Raw genomic sequence first — 15865 nt, 5'->3', positions numbered from 1 at the left:
TCGATCGCGGCGCCCGGCGTGGCGCCCACCCCGCGCCGATCCGGCGGCCTACAGTCCCGGTCCGTGACTGAGATGGCGGCGATCCCCGAGGAGTTCCGGCAGGCAGTGGCCGCGCTGGCCGCACCTGCTCCGCGCGCCGAGATCGAGGTGACGGAGGTCCGCCCGCCGAAGCGGCTCGCGCCGTGGGCGTACGCGGTGGCGGCGGAGGCCAACGGCCCGGCCGGCGAGCTGGCGACGGCCCGCCTGGTGCTGCTGCACGACCCGGACCGCCCGGAGGCGTGGGCGGGGGCGCTGCGGCTCGTGGTGTACCTGCGGGCCGAGCTCGACCCGGAGCTGGCCGCCGACCCGCTGCTGCCCGCCGTCGGCTGGTCCTGGCTGACCGAGGCGCTGGAGGAATCGGGGGCCGCGGCCGACGTGCTGGGCGGGACGGTGACGCTGACGTCCTCGGCCCGATTCGGCGATATCGCGGGTCCGCCGCGCAGCCACGACCTCGAACTGCGGGGGTCGTGGACGCCCCGCGAGCCGGATCTGAGCGCGCACGCGACGGCCTTCCACCAGCTGATGTCCAGCGCAGCGGGCCTGCCGCCGGTCGGCGTGGCGGTGCTGGACCGGCGCTCGACGCTGCGCGGAGAGGCTTGAGCCTCGATCTTTAACGATCGGGATTCCCCTCACGAGATCATGAAAACCTCGCAGAATTCGTTGCTCGGGCAACTTTCTCACGATGTGCAATCAAGGTGTGTCGCACCGACCCGCCAAGGCGTTACGCCAAACACCAAGACCCACCCAAATGAGTGACAAAAACGAACCGCGGTGACAACTCGATCGGGATAGATACCCGATTGATCGTCCCGCTGACCCGCTTGGGCGGTTACGCTGCCCCCGACGACACCACTTTCGGTCGATCAGTGGCGCGGCTGATTGGTCGAGAGTCCCGGTGCCGGTCGGGGGGCACGACCGACTCCAGGGAGGTAGTGACGTGGCTGCCGTCGGCTTAGGTCAGGCCGCTCGAACCACGCCCGCCGGCGCTTTGCCGGCCAACATGGTCCCGCACCCGCGGGAAGAGCTGTTCACGGTGCTCGTGGTGGACGACCATCCGCTGCTCCGGGAGGCCATCGCCGCCCGGTTGCTGCAGATGGGCGCCGGCACGGTGCACGAGGCCGCATCCATGGCCGAGGCCAGGGCTCGCGCTCTGGCCACCGGTCCGTGCGACCTCGCGATCCTCGATCTCGGACTCCCCGATGGGACCGGCATCGACCTGGTCACGGAACTCCGTACCCAGGGCTGGCCGCGAATCGTGGTGCTCGCTTCGTCCGACGACCCCTATGCGGTCCGGGCCGCCTTCCAGGCAGGCGCTCAGGCGTACCTGCTGAAGTCGGCCTCGCCGATGGTCGTCACCGACGGAGTGCGCCGCGTACTCGACGGCGGCGTGTATGCCGACCCCAGCGTGGCTCCGGTGCTCGCAGCGGGCACTCGGGTCCCGGGAACCGACAACACGCCCCGGGAGCTGTCCGGGCGTGAGGTCGAGGTGCTGCAACTGGTGGCCGATGGCCGATCCAACAAGGAGATCGGTGAGGCGCTGAACCTCTCCGCTCTCACGGTGAAGAGTCACCTGTCTCGGATCGGCCGCAAGTTGGGCACCGGAGACCGGGCGCAGATGGTCGCCCTGGCCATGCGGGCCGGGGTGATCAGATGACCGGATGATCCTGATCGGGTGAATCGAGGTCCCACCGCGATCGTCGGGTCCGGTCGGGCTTGACGACCTCGGGCTGGTCGCACCCGCGGGCGGACCGCAACACGTAAGGTCTGATATCCGTGGAAGCTGCTTGCCCCGAGTCCGTCGAGCCCGACCGTCCCGAGCCGGTGCTGCTCACCGAGCCCGCTGACGGCGTACCGCCGGTAGTGGAGACTCCCGAAGCACTGGAGACCGCCGCGGCCGCACTGGCCGCGGGGAGCGGTCCGGTCGCGGTGGACACCGAACGCGCGTCCGGATACCGGTACTCACAACGTGCCTACCTGGTGCAACTGCGCCGGGACGGTGCGGGAACGGTGCTGGTCGATCCGGTCGCGCTGAACGGTGCCCTGGAACCCCTGAGAACGGCGCTGGCCGACACCGAATGGGTGTTGCACGCCGCGTCCCAAGACCTGCCCTGCCTGTCCGAGCTGGACCTGCACCCGCAACGGCTGTTCGACACCGAACTGGCCGGGCGGCTCGCCGGGTTCGACCGGGTCTCGCTGGGCACCCTCGTCGAGCGCATGCTCGGCTACCGGCTGGAGAAGGGCCACAGCGCCGCCGACTGGTCGCGCCGCCCGCTGCCCGCCGATTGGCTGGTGTACGCCGCGCTCGACGTGGAACTGCTGATCGACCTGCGCGACGCGATGCGCGAGGAGCTGACCCGCCAGGGCAAGCTCGAATGGGCGTGGGAGGAGTTCGAGGCGGTGCGCACCGCCGAGCCGCCCCGCCCGCGCGCCGAACCGTGGCGCCGCACCTCCGGCATCCACCGGATCCGCAACGCCCGCCAGCTCGCCGCCGTCCGCTCGCTGTGGCAGGTGCGCGACCGCATCGCCGCGGAGCGGGACATCGCACCGGGTCGCATCCTGCCGGACTCCGCCGTGGTGCAGGCCGCGCAGAGCAACCCGGGAACCGAATCGGAGCTGACCGCGCTGCCGGTGTTCGGCGGCAGGCAGCAGCGCCGCCGCGCCTCGACGTGGCTGGGTGCGCTGCGCGCGGCCCGCGAACTCCCCCAGGACGAGCTGCCGGTGGTCTCCCCGCCGCAGGACGGCCCGCCGTCGCCGAACCGGTGGGCGGACCGCGATCCGGCGGCCGCGGCCCGGTTGTCCGCGGCGAAGTCGGCCATGTCGGCCATCGCCGAGGAGCACGGGCTGCCGATGGAGAACCTGCTGCTGCCGGACCTGCTGCGGCGGCTGTGCTGGACACCGCCGGAGGACCTCGGCGTGGAGTCGGTGGCGAACCGGCTGCGCGAGCGGGGCGCCCGGGAGTGGCAGATCGGGCTGACCGCGACGCCGTTGAGCACCGCGCTGCAGGCCGAGCCGGGCGGCTCCTAGGTCCGCGGGCCGCCGCCCCGCTCAGCCCGGGCCGGGGCGGCGGCGCTCGACCAGCACGGTGTTCCGCCACCTGCCGCGGAGCATCCCGATGCGCTCCCGGACGCCGACGGTGCGGAAGCCCGCCGCGTGGTGCAGCGCGAGGCACGCCCGGTTCTCCGGGAAGATCACCGATTGCAGGGTCCACAGCCCGGCGTCGTCGGCGGCTCGGACCTGGCGGTCCAGCAGCAGCCCGCCGACACCGCGGCCGCGCGCGGCGGCGGCCACGTAGATCGAGACCTCGGCGACGCCCGCGTAGCAGCGGCGCGCCGAGACCGGGGTGAGCGCGGCCCAGCCCGCGAGCTCGCCGTCGAGTTCGGCGACCCACCGGTGCTCCGGCGGCCACTTGCCGTCCAGCTCGGCAGCGGCGGGCACCTCGGTCTCGAAGGTGGCGCTGCCGGTGGCGATGCCTTCGGCGTAGATCCGCCGCACCGCGTCCCAGTCGCGGGCGTCGAGCGGGCGCACGAGCGGGTCGGCCGGGCCGGTCGCCGCGGGTCCGGCGACCGCGGATGGTCGCGCTTCCCGGTCCGTCCCCGCTCCCGAATCCGTCCCGGCCGCTGAGCGGGTTCCGGTTCCCGACGGTGTCCCGGCTCCTGAGGACGTTCCGGTCCCTGACGGTGTCCCGATTCCCGACGGCGCTCCGGTTCCTGGATACGCTCCGATTCCTGGGCGCGTTCCGGCATCCGGGCCGGTTCGGGTGCTCGGCGGAGCTCCGGCGTCCGGCACGAGTCCGAGGAGCAGATCCGCCACCTGCCACGCTCCGGTGAGCCGCGCGGTGCCCACCGCCACCGAGGTGCTGCTGCCCCGTTCGCGCAGCACGACCAGCTCGGCGGCGGCGAGCCTGCGCAGGTGGTGCGAGCAGGTGGACTGGCCGATGCCGAGCCGCCGCGCCAGCTCCCCGACCGTGCTCGGCCCGTCCGCGGCGACGGCGTGCAGCAGCCGGAGGCGGGTCGGGTCGGCGAGGCAGCCGAAGAACGCGGCCGCGTCGGGCAGCGCTGCTGGGTCGGTCATGGGACCCACTATCGGCCCCGTCGCGGACCGGTTCAATCGATCTTCGCCGCGTCGTCGCCACCGGGCGCGCGGGCCCGGGGTGCGTAGGCTGGCCGCGCGATCTCCCGGCGGCCGAACCCGCAGGTGGGGCTGTGAGCGAACCGACACCGAGCCAGCCCCCCGAACCCGGTGGTTACCGGTGGGTAATAAGCGCTAGAGTGGCTGTTACCGACCAGTAGCGGCGGGGCCGGTGCCCACTTCCCGGACGATCGCCGCCGGGCCGGTCCGGAACCCGCACAACGCAGGACCCACACAGTGAGGAGCACGCCGTGGTCGCACCCGCGTCGGCACCAGCCGACCCGCGCAGCGCACGTGCCGTACGGGACGTGGTCTTCGTCGACGGCGTCCGCACGCCGTTCGGCAAGGCAGGCAAGAAGGGGATCTACGCCGAGACCCGCGCCGACGACCTGGTCGTCAAGGTCATCCGCGAACTGCTGCGGCGCCACCCCGAGCTGCCGCCGGAGCGCATCGACGAGGTCGCCATCGCCGCCACCACCCAGATCGGCGACCAGGGCCTGACCATCGGCCGCAGCGCCTCGCTGCTGGCGGGCCTGCCGCAGTCCGTGCCCGGCTTCGCCATCGACCGCATGTGCGCGGGCGCGATGACCGCGGTGACCAGCATCGCGGGCGGCATCGGCTTCGGCGCCTACGACATCGCCATCGCCGGCGGCGTCGAGCACATGGGCAACCACCCGATGGGCGAGGGCGTCGACCCGAACCCGCGCTACGTCGCCGACAGCGTGGTCGACCCCTCCGCGCTGATCATGGGCTCGACCGCGGAGAACGTGCACGACCGCTACCCGAGCCTCACCAAGGAGCGCACCGACGCCTACGCGGCGCTGAGCCAGCAGCGCTACGAGGCCGCGCAGCTCGCGGGCAAGATCGCCGCCGACCTGGTGCCGGTCTCCACCCGCTCCGCCGAGCAGGGCTGGGGCCTCGCCACCGCCGACGAGCCGCCGCGCCCCGGCACCACCACCGAAGCGCTGGCCGGGCTCAAGACCCCGTTCCGCCCGCACGGCCGGGTCACCCCGGGCAACGCCGCCGGGCTCAACGACGGCGCCACCGGCTGCGTGCTCGCCGACGCCGAGACCGCCCGCGAGCTGGGCCTGCCCATCGGCATGAAGCTCGTCGGCTACGCCTTCGCCGGCGTCGAACCGGAGGTCATGGGCGTCGGCCCGATCCCGGCCACCGAGAAGGCCCTCAAGCGCGCCGGGCTCGACATCGCCGACATCGGCCTCTTCGAGATCAACGAGGCGTTCGCGGTGCAGGTGCTCGCCTTCCTGGAGCACTTCGGCATCGCCGACGACGACCAGCGGGTCAACCCGTGGGGCGGCGCCATCGCCTGCGGCCACCCGCTCGCCTCCTCCGGGGTGCGGCTGATGACGCAGCTGTCCCGGCACTTCGCCGAGCACCCCGAGGTGCGCTACGGCCTGACCACCATGTGCATCGGCTTCGGCATGGGCGGCACGGTCATCTGGGAGAACCCGAACTTCGACACCGCAGGGGGCGCGAAGTGAGCACGCAGACCGACTTCGCAGCGCTGTTCCCGGACGAGGTCGTCACCCAGGCGCGCACCAGGCTGCTGGACGTGCCCGGGCTCGGCGGCACGCTCGCGCTGATCACCATCGACAACGGCCACGACCACACCCGGCCGTCCACGTTCGGCCCCGGTGGGCTCACCGCCCTGAACGCCGCGCTGGACGAGGCGTTCGCCGCCGAGCCCGCCGCGATCGCGGTCACCGGCAAACCGTTCGTGTTCGCCGTCGGCGCCGACCTCTCCGGCGTCACCCAGATCGGCGAGCGGGTGCACGCCCACCAGGTCGCGCAGACCGGGCACGACGTGTTCCGCAGGCTCACCGAGTCGACCATCCCCACCTTCGCGTTCGTCAACGGCGCGGCGCTGGGCGGCGGCCTGGAGCTGGCGCTGTCCTGCCACTACCGGACCGTGTCGGAGAGCGTGAACGCGATCGCGTTCCCGGAGTGCTTCCTCGGCCTGTTCCCCGGCTGGGGCGGCACCCAGCTGCTGCCGAACCTGATCGGCGCGGACGCCGCGGTCAGCGTGATCATCGAGAACGCGCTGAACCAGAACAAGATGCTCAACGCGAAGAAGGCCACCGGCCTGGGCATCTTCGACGCGCAGCTGGAGAGCGCCGACTTCCTCGAGGAGTCGATCCGCTGGGCGGTGCGCGTGGTCGGCGGCGAGCAGACCGTGCAGCGCGCCGAGATCGACCGCGGCCAGGCCTGGGACGACGCGATCGCCCGCGCCCAGGGCATCGTCACCGCCCGCACCCAGGGCGCCTCGCCCGCGGTCGCCAAGGCCGTCGAGCTGCTCGAACTGGCCCGCGGCAACGACCTCGACGCCGGGTACGCGGCCGAGACCGAGGCGCTCGCCGACGCGCTCATGTCCGACGAGCTGCGCGCCGGGCTGTACTCCTTCGACCTCACCCAGAAGCGGGTCAAGCGGCCAGCCGGTGCTCCGGACAAGTCGCTGGCCCGCGAGGTCAAGAAGGTCGGCGTCGTCGGCGCCGGGCTGATGGCCGGGCAGCTGGCGCTGCTGTTCGTGCGCCGCCTCAAGGTGCCGGTGGTCATCACCGACGTCGACCAGGAGCGCATCGACCGCGGCGTCGCCTACATCCACGGCGAGATCGACAAGCTCCTCGGCAAGGGCAGGCTCTCCCCCGACGGCGCGAACCGGCTCAAGGCGCTGGTCACCGGGTCGCTGGACAAGGCCGCGTTCGCGGACGCCGACTTCGTCATCGAAGCCGTCTTCGAGGAGATGACGGTCAAGCAGAAGGTGTTCGCCGAGCTGGAGCAGCACGTCTCCCCGGAGGCCGTGCTGGCCACCAACACCTCCTCGCTGTCGATCACCGAGATGGCCTCGAAGCTGACCAACCCCGAGCGGGTCGTGGGCTTCCACTTCTTCAACCCGGTCGCCGTGCTGCCGCTGCTGGAGATCGTGCGCGGCGAACGGACCGACGACGCCTCGCTGGCCACCGCGTTCTCGGTCAGCAAGCAGCTCAAGAAGTCCAGCGTGCTGGTCAAGGACGCCCCGGCGTTCGTGGTGAACCGGCTGCTGACCCGCTTCATGGGCGAGATCATCGCCGCCGTCGACGAGGGCACCCCGTTCGACGTGGCCGACCGCGCCCTGACCCCGCTGGGCCTGCCGATGAGCCCGCTGGTGCTGCTGCAGCTCGTCGGCCCGGCCGTCGCCCAGCACGTCAACGAGACGATGCACGCGGCGTTCCCGGACCGGTTCGGCATCAGCGAGAACCTGCAGCGGTTCGTCAAGGCGGGCAAGACCGCCGTGTGGCAGCAGGACGAGCAGGGCGGCCAGGTCGTCGACCCCGAGGTCGTCGCGCTGTGGGAGCAGGGCTCGAACCCGTCGACCTCGGAGCAGGTGCGGGACCGGGCGCTGGAGGCGCTGGCCCAGGAGATCCGGCTGATGCTCGACGAGGGCGTCGTCGCCGAGGCGCAGGACATCGACCTGTGCATGCTGCTCGGCGCGGGCTGGCCGTTCTGGCTGGGCGGCATCACCGCCTACCTGGACCGCTCCGGCATCGCCGAGCAGGTCAACGGCACGCGGTTCCTGCCGAAGGGCGTGGCCTCGGTGCCCGCCTGATCGGACGAGTCGCAGCAGGGCCGGGGCGGCACCACCTCCCCGGCCCTGCGTCGTTCCGGGGCGGTGGACCACGCGGATCGGTACCCCCGCGCGATCCGGTCACCCGCGGTTCCGCGGTCCTCCGCAGCCGGTGGTGCCGTCGCCCGACTCGATGAACGGGCGCGGTGCCGACCTCCCGGGAACATCGCGCGGCACCGCCGAACCGGATGCCGCCCACCGCCGAACGCCCCGGCCCTCACCGCCACGCGGGCAGTTCGACCTGAACGGTGAGGCCGCCGCCGTCGACGGGGGTGGCGGTGACGCGGCCGCCGTGGGCGGTGACGGCGGCGCGGACGATGGACAGGCCCAGCCCGGCGCCGGTCCGGGCGGTGCGCTGCACCCCGGCACGGCGGAACGGGTCGAACAGCGCGTCCACCTGGCCCGGATCGATCCGCGGGCCGGAGGAGGACACCCGCAGCCGCGCCACCGGGCCCGCGACCTCCGCGACGACCTCCGCCCAGCCGCCGTCGGCGTTGTGCCGCACCGCGTTCTCCAGCAGGTTCCCGGCCACCCGCTCCAGCAGCTCCGGATCGCCCAGCACGACCGCGGGCCCGCCGCCGCAGGTGATCCGCACCGAGCGCGCCTGCGCCTCCGCCTCGACGCCGCGCCGGGCGCGGGCCGCCACCTCGGCGAGGTCCACCCGCTCGCCGCGCCCCAGTTCGGCGCCGTCGGTGCGGGCCAGCAGCAGCAGCGCCTCCACGAGCCGTTCCGCCCTGGTCGCGGCCTCGCGCAGCACCTCGGCCATCCGGCGCAGCTCCTCGGCGTCGGCGTCCGGATCGCTCAACGTCACGTCCAGCTCGGTCCGGATCACCGCCAGCGGCGTGCGCAGCTCGTGGCTGGCGTTGGCGACGAAGCGGCGCTGCGAGTCGAACGCGGCCTGCAACCGGTCCAGCATCGCGTCGAACGTGTCCGCCAGCTCCGCGACCTCGTCCCGCGGGCCGCCCAGCGCGATCCGCTCGTCCAGCGACTCCGCGGACAGCCGCCGCGCCGAATCGGTCACCTCCTGCAGCGGGCGCAGCACCCGGCCCGTCACCGTCCACGCCAGCACCGCCGCCGCCAGCACCACCGCCACGAAGGCGGCACCACCGGCGCCGAGCACCTGCTGGCGGGCGGAGGTGCGCAGCGCGGCCCCGAGCTGCTCGGCGGGCACCAGCACCTCGCCCACCCGGACCAGGCCGCCCGGGGGCAGCCGCGGCACGCCCGCGACCACGTTGCCGACCAGCACCCAGCCCAGCCACAGCAGCAGTCCGCTCACCGCGGCGACCAGGCCGGTCGCCAGCAGCGTCAACCGGGCGCGCAGCCCGGGACCGCGCCGGATCAGCGGGCGCAAGCCGGGTGGCACCGCCGTTCGGCCCACGCTCACGCCCCGCTGTGCTCGGCGCGGCCCGCCGACGGCACCCGGTAGCCGGAGCCGACGACGGTGTCGATGACCGCGGGCTCGCCGAGCTTCTTGCGCAACGTCATCATCGTGACCCGCACGGTGGTGGTGAACGGGTCGGCGTGCTCGTCCCACACCCGCTCCAGTAGCTCCTCCGAGCTGACCACCGCGCCGCCCGCCGCCAGCAGCACCTCCAGCACGCCGAACTCCTTGCGGGTCAGCTCCACCTCGGCGCCGTCGCGCCGCACCACCCGCCGCGCCGGGTCCAGCACCAGGCCGCGCGCGGTCAGCAGCGGTGGCACCGCCGGGGTCGCGCGCCTGCCCAGCGCCCGCACCCGCGCGATCAGCTCCGGGAACGCGAACGGCTTCGCCAGGTAGTCGTCGGCGCCCAGCGACAGGCCGTCCACCCGGTCCTGCACGGTGCCGCTGGCGGTGAGCATCAGCACCCGGGTCAGCTCGCCGGAGGCCACCACCTGGCGGCACAGCTCGTCCCCGGACATCACCGGCAGGTCCCGGTCCAGCACCATCACGTCGTAGCGGGTGATCGACGCCTTCTCCTGGCCGCTCTCGCCGTCGTAGGCGACGTCCACGGCCATGCCTTCCCTGCGCAGCCCGCGGGCGACGGCGTCGGCCAGCGGCTGCTCGTCCTCCACGACAAGGATTCGCACCGGTTCACCGTGCCACAACCGGCTCCGGCGGGGATCACCAGCGGTCGCGACGACGGCCCCTCCACCCGCGAGTGGAGGGGCCGTCGAGGGTGTTGCTCAGGCTTCGCGGCGGGCCGGGCTGTCCAGCTCGGTCGCCTGCTGCTTGTCGCGGAGCCGGTCCGCGACCCACTCGGTGACGCGGCGCGCCACGTCCTGCTCGGTGAGGCCCAGGTCGGCCAGCACCTGCTCGCGGGAGGCGTGCTGCAGGAACTCGTTGGGCACCGCCAGGTCGCGCAGCGGCACGTCCACCCCGGCGTCGCGCAGCGCGGCCGCCAGCGACCAGCCGAAGCCGCCGTGCCTGCCGCCGTCCTCCAGGGTGACGACCAGCTCGTGCTCGGCCGCCATGGTCACGACCTGCTCCGGGACCGGCGTCACCCAGCGCGGGTCGACGACGGTGACGCCGATGCCCTGCGCGGCCAGCCGCCGGGCCGCGGCCACCGCGGTCTCGCCGAACGCGCCGACGACGGCCAGCAGCACGTCGCTGCGCTCGCCCCCGTCCGGCCGGTGCAGCACGTCGATGCCGCCGACGCGTTCCAGCGCCGGGACCTCCTCGATGACCGAGCCCTTGGAGAACCGCACCACCGTCGGTCCGTCGTCGACGGCCACGGCCTCGCGCAGCTCCTCCCGCAGCGTCACCGCGTCGCGCGGCGCCGCCACCCGGATGCCCGGGATCAGGCCGAGGATCGACATGTCCCACATGCCGTTGTGGCTGGCGCCGTCGTCACCGGTGATGCCGGAGCGGTCCAAGGTCACCGTCACCGGCTGGCGGTGCAGCGCCACGTCCATCAGCAGCTGGTCGAACGCGCGGTTCAGGAACGTCGAGTACACCGCGAACACCGGGTGCAGCCCGCCCATCGCCATGCCCGCGGCGGAGGTCATCGCGTGCTGCTCGGCGATGCCCACGTCGAAGCAGCGGTCCGGGTAGGCCTTCGCGAACTTGTCCAGGCCGGTCGGCCCGAGCATCGCGGCGGTCATCGCCACCACGTCGGAGCGCTCGCCACCGATGCGCACCAGCTCGTCGGAGTACACGTTCGTCCAGCTCTTCGGCGTCGGCGAGGTCGGCAGCCCGGTCTCCGGGTTGATCACCTTCACCTGGTGCATCTGGTCGGCCTCGTGGTTCTCCGCCGGGGCGAAGCCGTTGCCCTTGCGGGTGACCGCGTGCACGATCACCGGGCCGCCGAAGGAGCGCGCCATCTGCAGCGCCTGCTCCATGGCCTTCATGTCGTGGCCGTCGACCGGCCCGAGGTACTTGATGCCGAGGTCGGAGAACATCACCTGCGGGCTGAACGCGTCCTTGAGCCCGGACTTCGCGGCGTGCAGACCGGTGTAGAGCGGCCTGCCGACCACCGGCAGGTTGCGCAGCGTGCTGCGGCCGCGCTCCAGCGCCTTCTCGTAACCCGGGTTGAGCCGCAGCGCCGAGAGGTGCTCGGCGAACCCGCCGATGGTGGGCGCGTAGGAGCGGCCGTTGTCGTTGACGATGATGACCAGCGGGCGTTCCTGGTCGGCGGCGATGTTGTTCAGCGCCTCCCAGCACATGCCGCCGGTGAGCGCGCCGTCGCCGACGATCGCCACCGCGTGCCTGCCGCCACCGGTGAGCTGGAACGACCGGGCCAGCCCGTCCGCGTAGGACAGCGAGGTGGAGGCGTGCGAGTTCTCCACCAGGTCGTGCTCGCTCTCGGCGCGCGACGGGTAGCCGGACAGGCCGTCCCGCTTGCGCAGCCGGTCGAAGCCCTCCTGGCGGCCGGTCACGATCTTGTGCACGTACGCCTGGTGCCCGGTGTCGAAGACCACCGCGTCCCGCGGCGAGTCGAACACCCGGTGCACCGACAGGGTCAGCTCCACCGCGCCCAGGTTCGGTCCCAGGTGCCCGCCGGTGCGGGACACCTTCTCGATCAGGAAGGAGCGGATCTCAGCGGCCAGCTCCACCAGCTCACCGTGCTCCAGGCGTTTCAGGTCGGCCGGACCTTGCACGGATTCCAGCAGCGTCACCGCTCCACCTCGTTCGTCATCCCGCATCACATGCCTTCACCACCGGGGCGGGGCGCCTCGCGACGGCCGGGCTCACCCTCGGGGAACCGCGACCAGTCTACGGAGCACGACCACCCGCTCCGGACAAGGTACGCACGCCTCCCGGGAGCTCCGATCACCGGTCAGGGCGACGCCCGCACCGGTCTCACCGGCCACAACGGACACCAGGCGACAGCTGGGCCTGGGCTGCGCAGCGGGATTTCCTCCACTCGGGCGGAACATCACCACCCGTTCCGACCAACGCGACCACGCACCGCACACGCCCCACGTTCGAGGGGACGGCCCACCGGTCCGGCGGGCCGCCCACCAGCCCGCACCGCCTGCCCCCGACCTGCCAGGTGGGTTCTCCGTCTGTTTCCCGTCAGCGGCGAAGCCGCTGAGCCGCAGACCACCTGACCAGCCGGACCACCCGCGGGTTCTCAGCGGTTCCCCCGCGAGGACAGCGTTTTCGCCTGTGGCGGAGCCACCGGTGAAAACGATCCCGCAGCAGGGGAACCGCTGAGGTTCCGCCACCCCACCTCCACGCAGCAGACGGCGGCGGAGACGAGGCATCAGTCGCGGGTCAGCAGGGCGATGCACTCCATGTGGTGGGTCATCGGGAACGCGTCGAACGCCTCGAGGTCCGCGAGCCGGTAGCCCTGCTCGGCGAACAGGCTCACGTCCCGGGCCAGCGCCGCCGGATCGCAGGCGACGTGCACCACGCGTGCGGGGCGCGCCGCGCACACGGCCTCGACGATGCGGCGCCCGGCGCCCTTGCGCGGCGGGTCGAGCACCACCACGTCCGGCTCCGGCAGCTCCTCGTCGGCCAGCACCTCCTCCACGGTGCCCGCCCGGAACGAGACCTGCGGGAGGTCGCGGAGGTTCGCCACCGCGTCCTCGGTGGCCCGCCGCGAGGACTCCACCAGCAGCACGTCCCCGGCAGGCCCGGCCTGCTCGGCCAGCACCGCGGCGAACAGCCCCACCCCGCCGTAGAGGTCCCAGGCCACCCCGCCCGCCGGCACCTGCGCCATCCGGGCGACGACCCGCGCGAAGGTGTCGGCGGCGGCCGGGTGCACCTGCCAGAACCCGTCCGCGGACACGTCCCAGGAGCGGCCCGCGGCCTGCTCCCGGGCCGTGCCGGAGTCGTGCACCGGCGTGCTCACGACGGCACCGCGCTTGCCGCGGCGGCGCTGCGGCGCGCGTTCCCGCAGGGTCACGTGCACGGCGGCGTCCGCGTCGGTGGCGACCTCCAGTTCGGCGCCCTGCGGCCATTCCCGGTCGGCGAGCCCGTCCAGCGCGCCGCGCACCGCGATCGGGCAGTCCTGCACCGGCAGCACCCGGTGGCTGCGGTGCGGGTGGAACCCGGGCCGCCCGACCCGGTCCACGGACAGCCGCACCCGGGTGCGCCAGCGCAGCGGGCCGCCCGGCAGCTCCTGGACCTCGACGTGCCGGTCCAGTCCGGCGAGGCGCTGCAGCTGCTCGTGCAGGACCGCCGCCTTCAGCTCCCGCTGCGTGCCGTGGTCGGCGTGCTGCCAGTCGCAGCCACCGCAGCGGTCGTGGCCCAGCGCCATGTCGGCGAGCGGGCACGGCGGCGCGACGCGCCCTTCGGCCGCGGTGAACACCTCGACCGCGTCCGCCCGGCAGAAGCCCTTGCCCGGGTCGTCGGTGACCTCGGCCAGCACCACCTCACCGGGTAGCGCGTGCCGCACGAACACGACACGTCCCTCGTGCCTGGCCACGCAGTGGCCGCCGTGCGCGACCGGCCCCACGTCCAGCTTCAGGCGCCTGCCGGTCCAATCCAACTTCACGGTCACCGACGTTCAGTCCCCTTCGATTCGCCCAAACCGCGGCGCAACGCGCCCGGCATCACCCGTGTCTTGGCGCGCTGCTTCGCCCGGGTCGACGACGCGAGCTGCCACGGCACGCTCGTCACCATCACCCCCGGCTCGAACAGCAACCTGCCTTTGAGCCGCAACGCGCTCTGGTTGTGCAGCACCTGCTCCCACCAATGCCCCACCACGTACTCCGGGATGAACACCGTGACCACGTCGCGGGGGCTGTTGCGGCGGATCCGCTTCACGTACTCGATCAGCGGCCGGGTCACCTCACGGTACGGGGACTCGATGACCTTGAGCGGCACCGGCATGTCCTTCGACTCCCAGGTGGCGGTGAGCTTCCTGGTCCCGGTGTCGTCGACGTTCACGGTGACCGCCTCGAGCGTGTCCGGCCGGGTGGCGCGCGCGTAGGCCAGCGCGCGCAGCGTCGGCAGGTGCAGCTGCGAGACGAGCACGAGGGCGTAGTTGCGGGAGGGCAGCACCGCGGGCTCGGCGTCGTACTCCGCCAGCTCCTCCTGCACCGAGTCGTAGTGCCTGCGGATCGCCGTCATCAGCAGGTAGATCGCGCCCATCGCCGCCAGCGCGATCCACGCGCCCTTCGCGAACTTCGTCACCAGCACGATCAGCAGCACCGACCCGGTCAGCACCAGCCCGAACGCGTTGATCGCCTGGGAGCGCCGCATCCGGCGCCGCGCCGCCTGGTCCTGCTCCTTGCGCAGCAGCCGGTTCCAGTGCCGCACCATGCCGGTCTGGCTCACCGTGAACGACACGAACACGCCCACCACGTACAGCTGCACCAGCCGGGTGACCTCGGCGTCGAAGGCCAGCACCAGGACCACCGCGAACGCGGCGAGGAACAGGATGCCGTTGGAGAACGCCAGCCGGTCGCCGCGGGTGTGGAACTGGCGCGGCAGGTAGCGGTCCTGGGCGAGGATCGAGCCGAGCACCGGGAACCCGTTGAACGCGGTGTTCGCGGCCAGCACCAGGATGATCGCGGTCGCCGCCGTCACGAAGAACGCGCCGGGCGGGAACACGTCGAACACCGCGCCCGCGAGCTGCGCCACCATCGTGTGCTGCACGTAGCCGGGCGGCGCGGAGATGATCTGCGCCGCCGGGTTCTCCGCGAGCCGCACCCCGGTGAGCTGCGCGAGCCAGATCAGGCCCATCAGCATCGTCACCGAGATGCCGCCCATCAGCAGCAGCGTCGTCGCCGCGTTGCGCGACTTCGGCTTCTGGAACGCGGGCACGCCGTTGCTGATCGCCTCGACACCGGTCAGCGCCGCCGCGCCCTGCGAGAACGCGCGCATCACCAGGAACACGAACGCGAGCCCGGCCAGCTGGCTCTCGTCCGGCATGACCTCGACGGTCGAACTCTCGGCGCGCATCGGCTGGTCCAGCACCACGGCCCGGAACAGGCCGAACGCGATCATCCCGAGCACGCCGAACAGGAACGCGTACACCGGCACGGCCAGGAACCCGCCGGATTCGCGCAGCCCGCGCAGGTTGACGGCGGTGAGCAGCACGATCGCCGCGACCGCGAACCACTCCTTGTGGGTGGACACGAACGGGATCAGCGCGCCCACGTTCGCCGCCGCCGAGGAGATCGACACCGCCACGGTCAGCACGTAGTCGACCAGCAGCGCGCTGGCCACCGTCAGCCCCGCGTGCCTGCCCAGGTTCACGGTGGCGACCTCGTAGTCACCACCGCCGGACGGGTAGGCCCGCACGTTCTGCCGGTAGCTGGCCACCACGGTGAGCATCACGAGCGCGACCAGCGCCCCCACCCACGGCGTCCACGCGTAGGCCGACAGACCGGCCACGGACAGCACCAGGAAGATCTCTTCCGGTGCGTAGGCCACCGAGGACATGGCGTCGGAGGCGAACACGGGCAGCGCCAGCCGTTTCGGCAACAGCGTGTGCGACAACCGGTCACTGCGGAACGGGCGCCCTACCAGCAGGCGTTTCGTCGCGGTCGCGAGCTTGGACACGGGCATGAGCGTAAGTGCTCGTCCCGCGCGCGCCGCCGGGCCCGCCCGTGGCCCACGTCTCCCCGCCCCCGGCCGCGTGAGCGGCGCCGTCGGCCTCGGCTACCGTGCACACGCTGGGAGCGGCGGTCGCCCCCGTCGGCACG

Annotated in this window: 11 protein-coding genes; 5 read left to right on the top strand and 6 right to left on the bottom strand. The window is 72.9% G+C overall.

All coding sequences use genetic code 11. The features are described from left to right. The first annotated feature begins 63 nt into the window (after positions 1-63). The 3 genes from AC29IT_RS08380 to AC29IT_RS08370 all read left to right on the top strand — a co-directional run bounded on the left by AC29IT_RS08380 (position 64) and on the right by AC29IT_RS08370 (position 3063). Complete coding sequence (locus tag AC29IT_RS08380) at positions 64-639, top strand: DUF3000 domain-containing protein (protein ID WP_488218324.1); 576 nt, start codon at positions 64-66, stop codon at positions 637-639. A gap of 337 nt (positions 640-976) precedes the next feature. Next, the gene (locus tag AC29IT_RS08375) at positions 977-1693 is read left to right on the top strand and encodes a response regulator (protein WP_037304891.1); all 717 of its coding nucleotides are present in this window, start codon (positions 977-979) and stop codon (positions 1691-1693) included. A 113-nt stretch (positions 1694-1806) separates the two neighbouring features. Beyond that, positions 1807-3063 carry an HRDC domain-containing protein gene (locus AC29IT_RS08370; protein ID WP_358433080.1) on the top strand — a complete coding sequence of 419 codons (1257 nt, stop codon included), beginning with the start codon at positions 1807-1809 and terminating at the stop codon, positions 3061-3063. A 21-nt stretch (positions 3064-3084) separates the two neighbouring features. Here the strand turns inward: AC29IT_RS08370 and AC29IT_RS08365 are convergent, their stop codons facing one another. After that, positions 3085-4110 (bottom strand): helix-turn-helix domain-containing GNAT family N-acetyltransferase, encoded by a 1026-nt coding sequence (locus AC29IT_RS08365; protein WP_488218323.1) that lies wholly within the window; start codon positions 4108-4110, stop codon positions 3085-3087. A 308-nt stretch (positions 4111-4418) separates the two neighbouring features. Here AC29IT_RS08365 and AC29IT_RS08360 point away from each other — a divergent pair, with 308 nt between their 5' ends. Both AC29IT_RS08360 and AC29IT_RS08355 read left to right on the top strand, forming a co-directional pair. After that, positions 4419-5666, top strand: coding sequence for a thiolase family protein (locus tag AC29IT_RS08360; RefSeq protein WP_358433000.1), 1248 nt, complete (start codon positions 4419-4421; stop codon positions 5664-5666). Beyond that, positions 5663-7768: a 3-hydroxyacyl-CoA dehydrogenase NAD-binding domain-containing protein gene (locus AC29IT_RS08355; protein WP_488218322.1), complete on the top strand. Its 2106-nt coding sequence runs from the start codon at positions 5663-5665 to the stop codon at positions 7766-7768. Before AC29IT_RS08360 ends, AC29IT_RS08355 begins: the two co-directional genes overlap by 4 nt. A gap of 235 nt (positions 7769-8003) precedes the next feature. On the opposite strand, the gene AC29IT_RS08350 is transcribed toward AC29IT_RS08355, so the two are convergent. The 5 genes from AC29IT_RS08350 to AC29IT_RS08330 form a co-directional block, all read right to left on the bottom strand. Then, positions 8004-9128: a sensor histidine kinase gene (locus AC29IT_RS08350; RefSeq protein WP_488218573.1), complete on the bottom strand. Its 1125-nt coding sequence runs from the start codon at positions 9126-9128 to the stop codon at positions 8004-8006. A 38-nt stretch (positions 9129-9166) separates the two neighbouring features. Continuing rightward, positions 9167-9853, bottom strand: a complete 687-nt coding sequence (locus AC29IT_RS08345; protein WP_358432996.1) for a response regulator transcription factor — start codon at positions 9851-9853, stop codon at positions 9167-9169. 96 nt (positions 9854-9949) lie between these two features. Continuing rightward, positions 9950-11881, bottom strand: coding sequence for a 1-deoxy-D-xylulose-5-phosphate synthase (gene dxs, locus AC29IT_RS08340; protein ID WP_358432994.1), 1932 nt, complete (start codon positions 11879-11881; stop codon positions 9950-9952). A 590-nt stretch (positions 11882-12471) separates the two neighbouring features. Then, positions 12472-13713: a class I SAM-dependent RNA methyltransferase gene (locus tag AC29IT_RS08335; RefSeq protein WP_488218321.1), complete on the bottom strand. Its 1242-nt coding sequence runs from the start codon at positions 13711-13713 to the stop codon at positions 12472-12474. Further along, positions 13710-15722 carry an APC family permease gene (locus AC29IT_RS08330; RefSeq protein WP_358432990.1) on the bottom strand — a complete coding sequence of 671 codons (2013 nt, stop codon included), beginning with the start codon at positions 15720-15722 and terminating at the stop codon, positions 13710-13712. The genes AC29IT_RS08335 and AC29IT_RS08330 overlap by 4 nt, the downstream gene beginning before the upstream one ends. Between the last annotated feature and the right edge of the window lie 143 nt (positions 15723-15865).

The organism is Saccharopolyspora sp. MMCC62, assembly GCF_057736575.1.
This window is presented reverse-complemented; position numbering and strand designations above follow the sequence as displayed.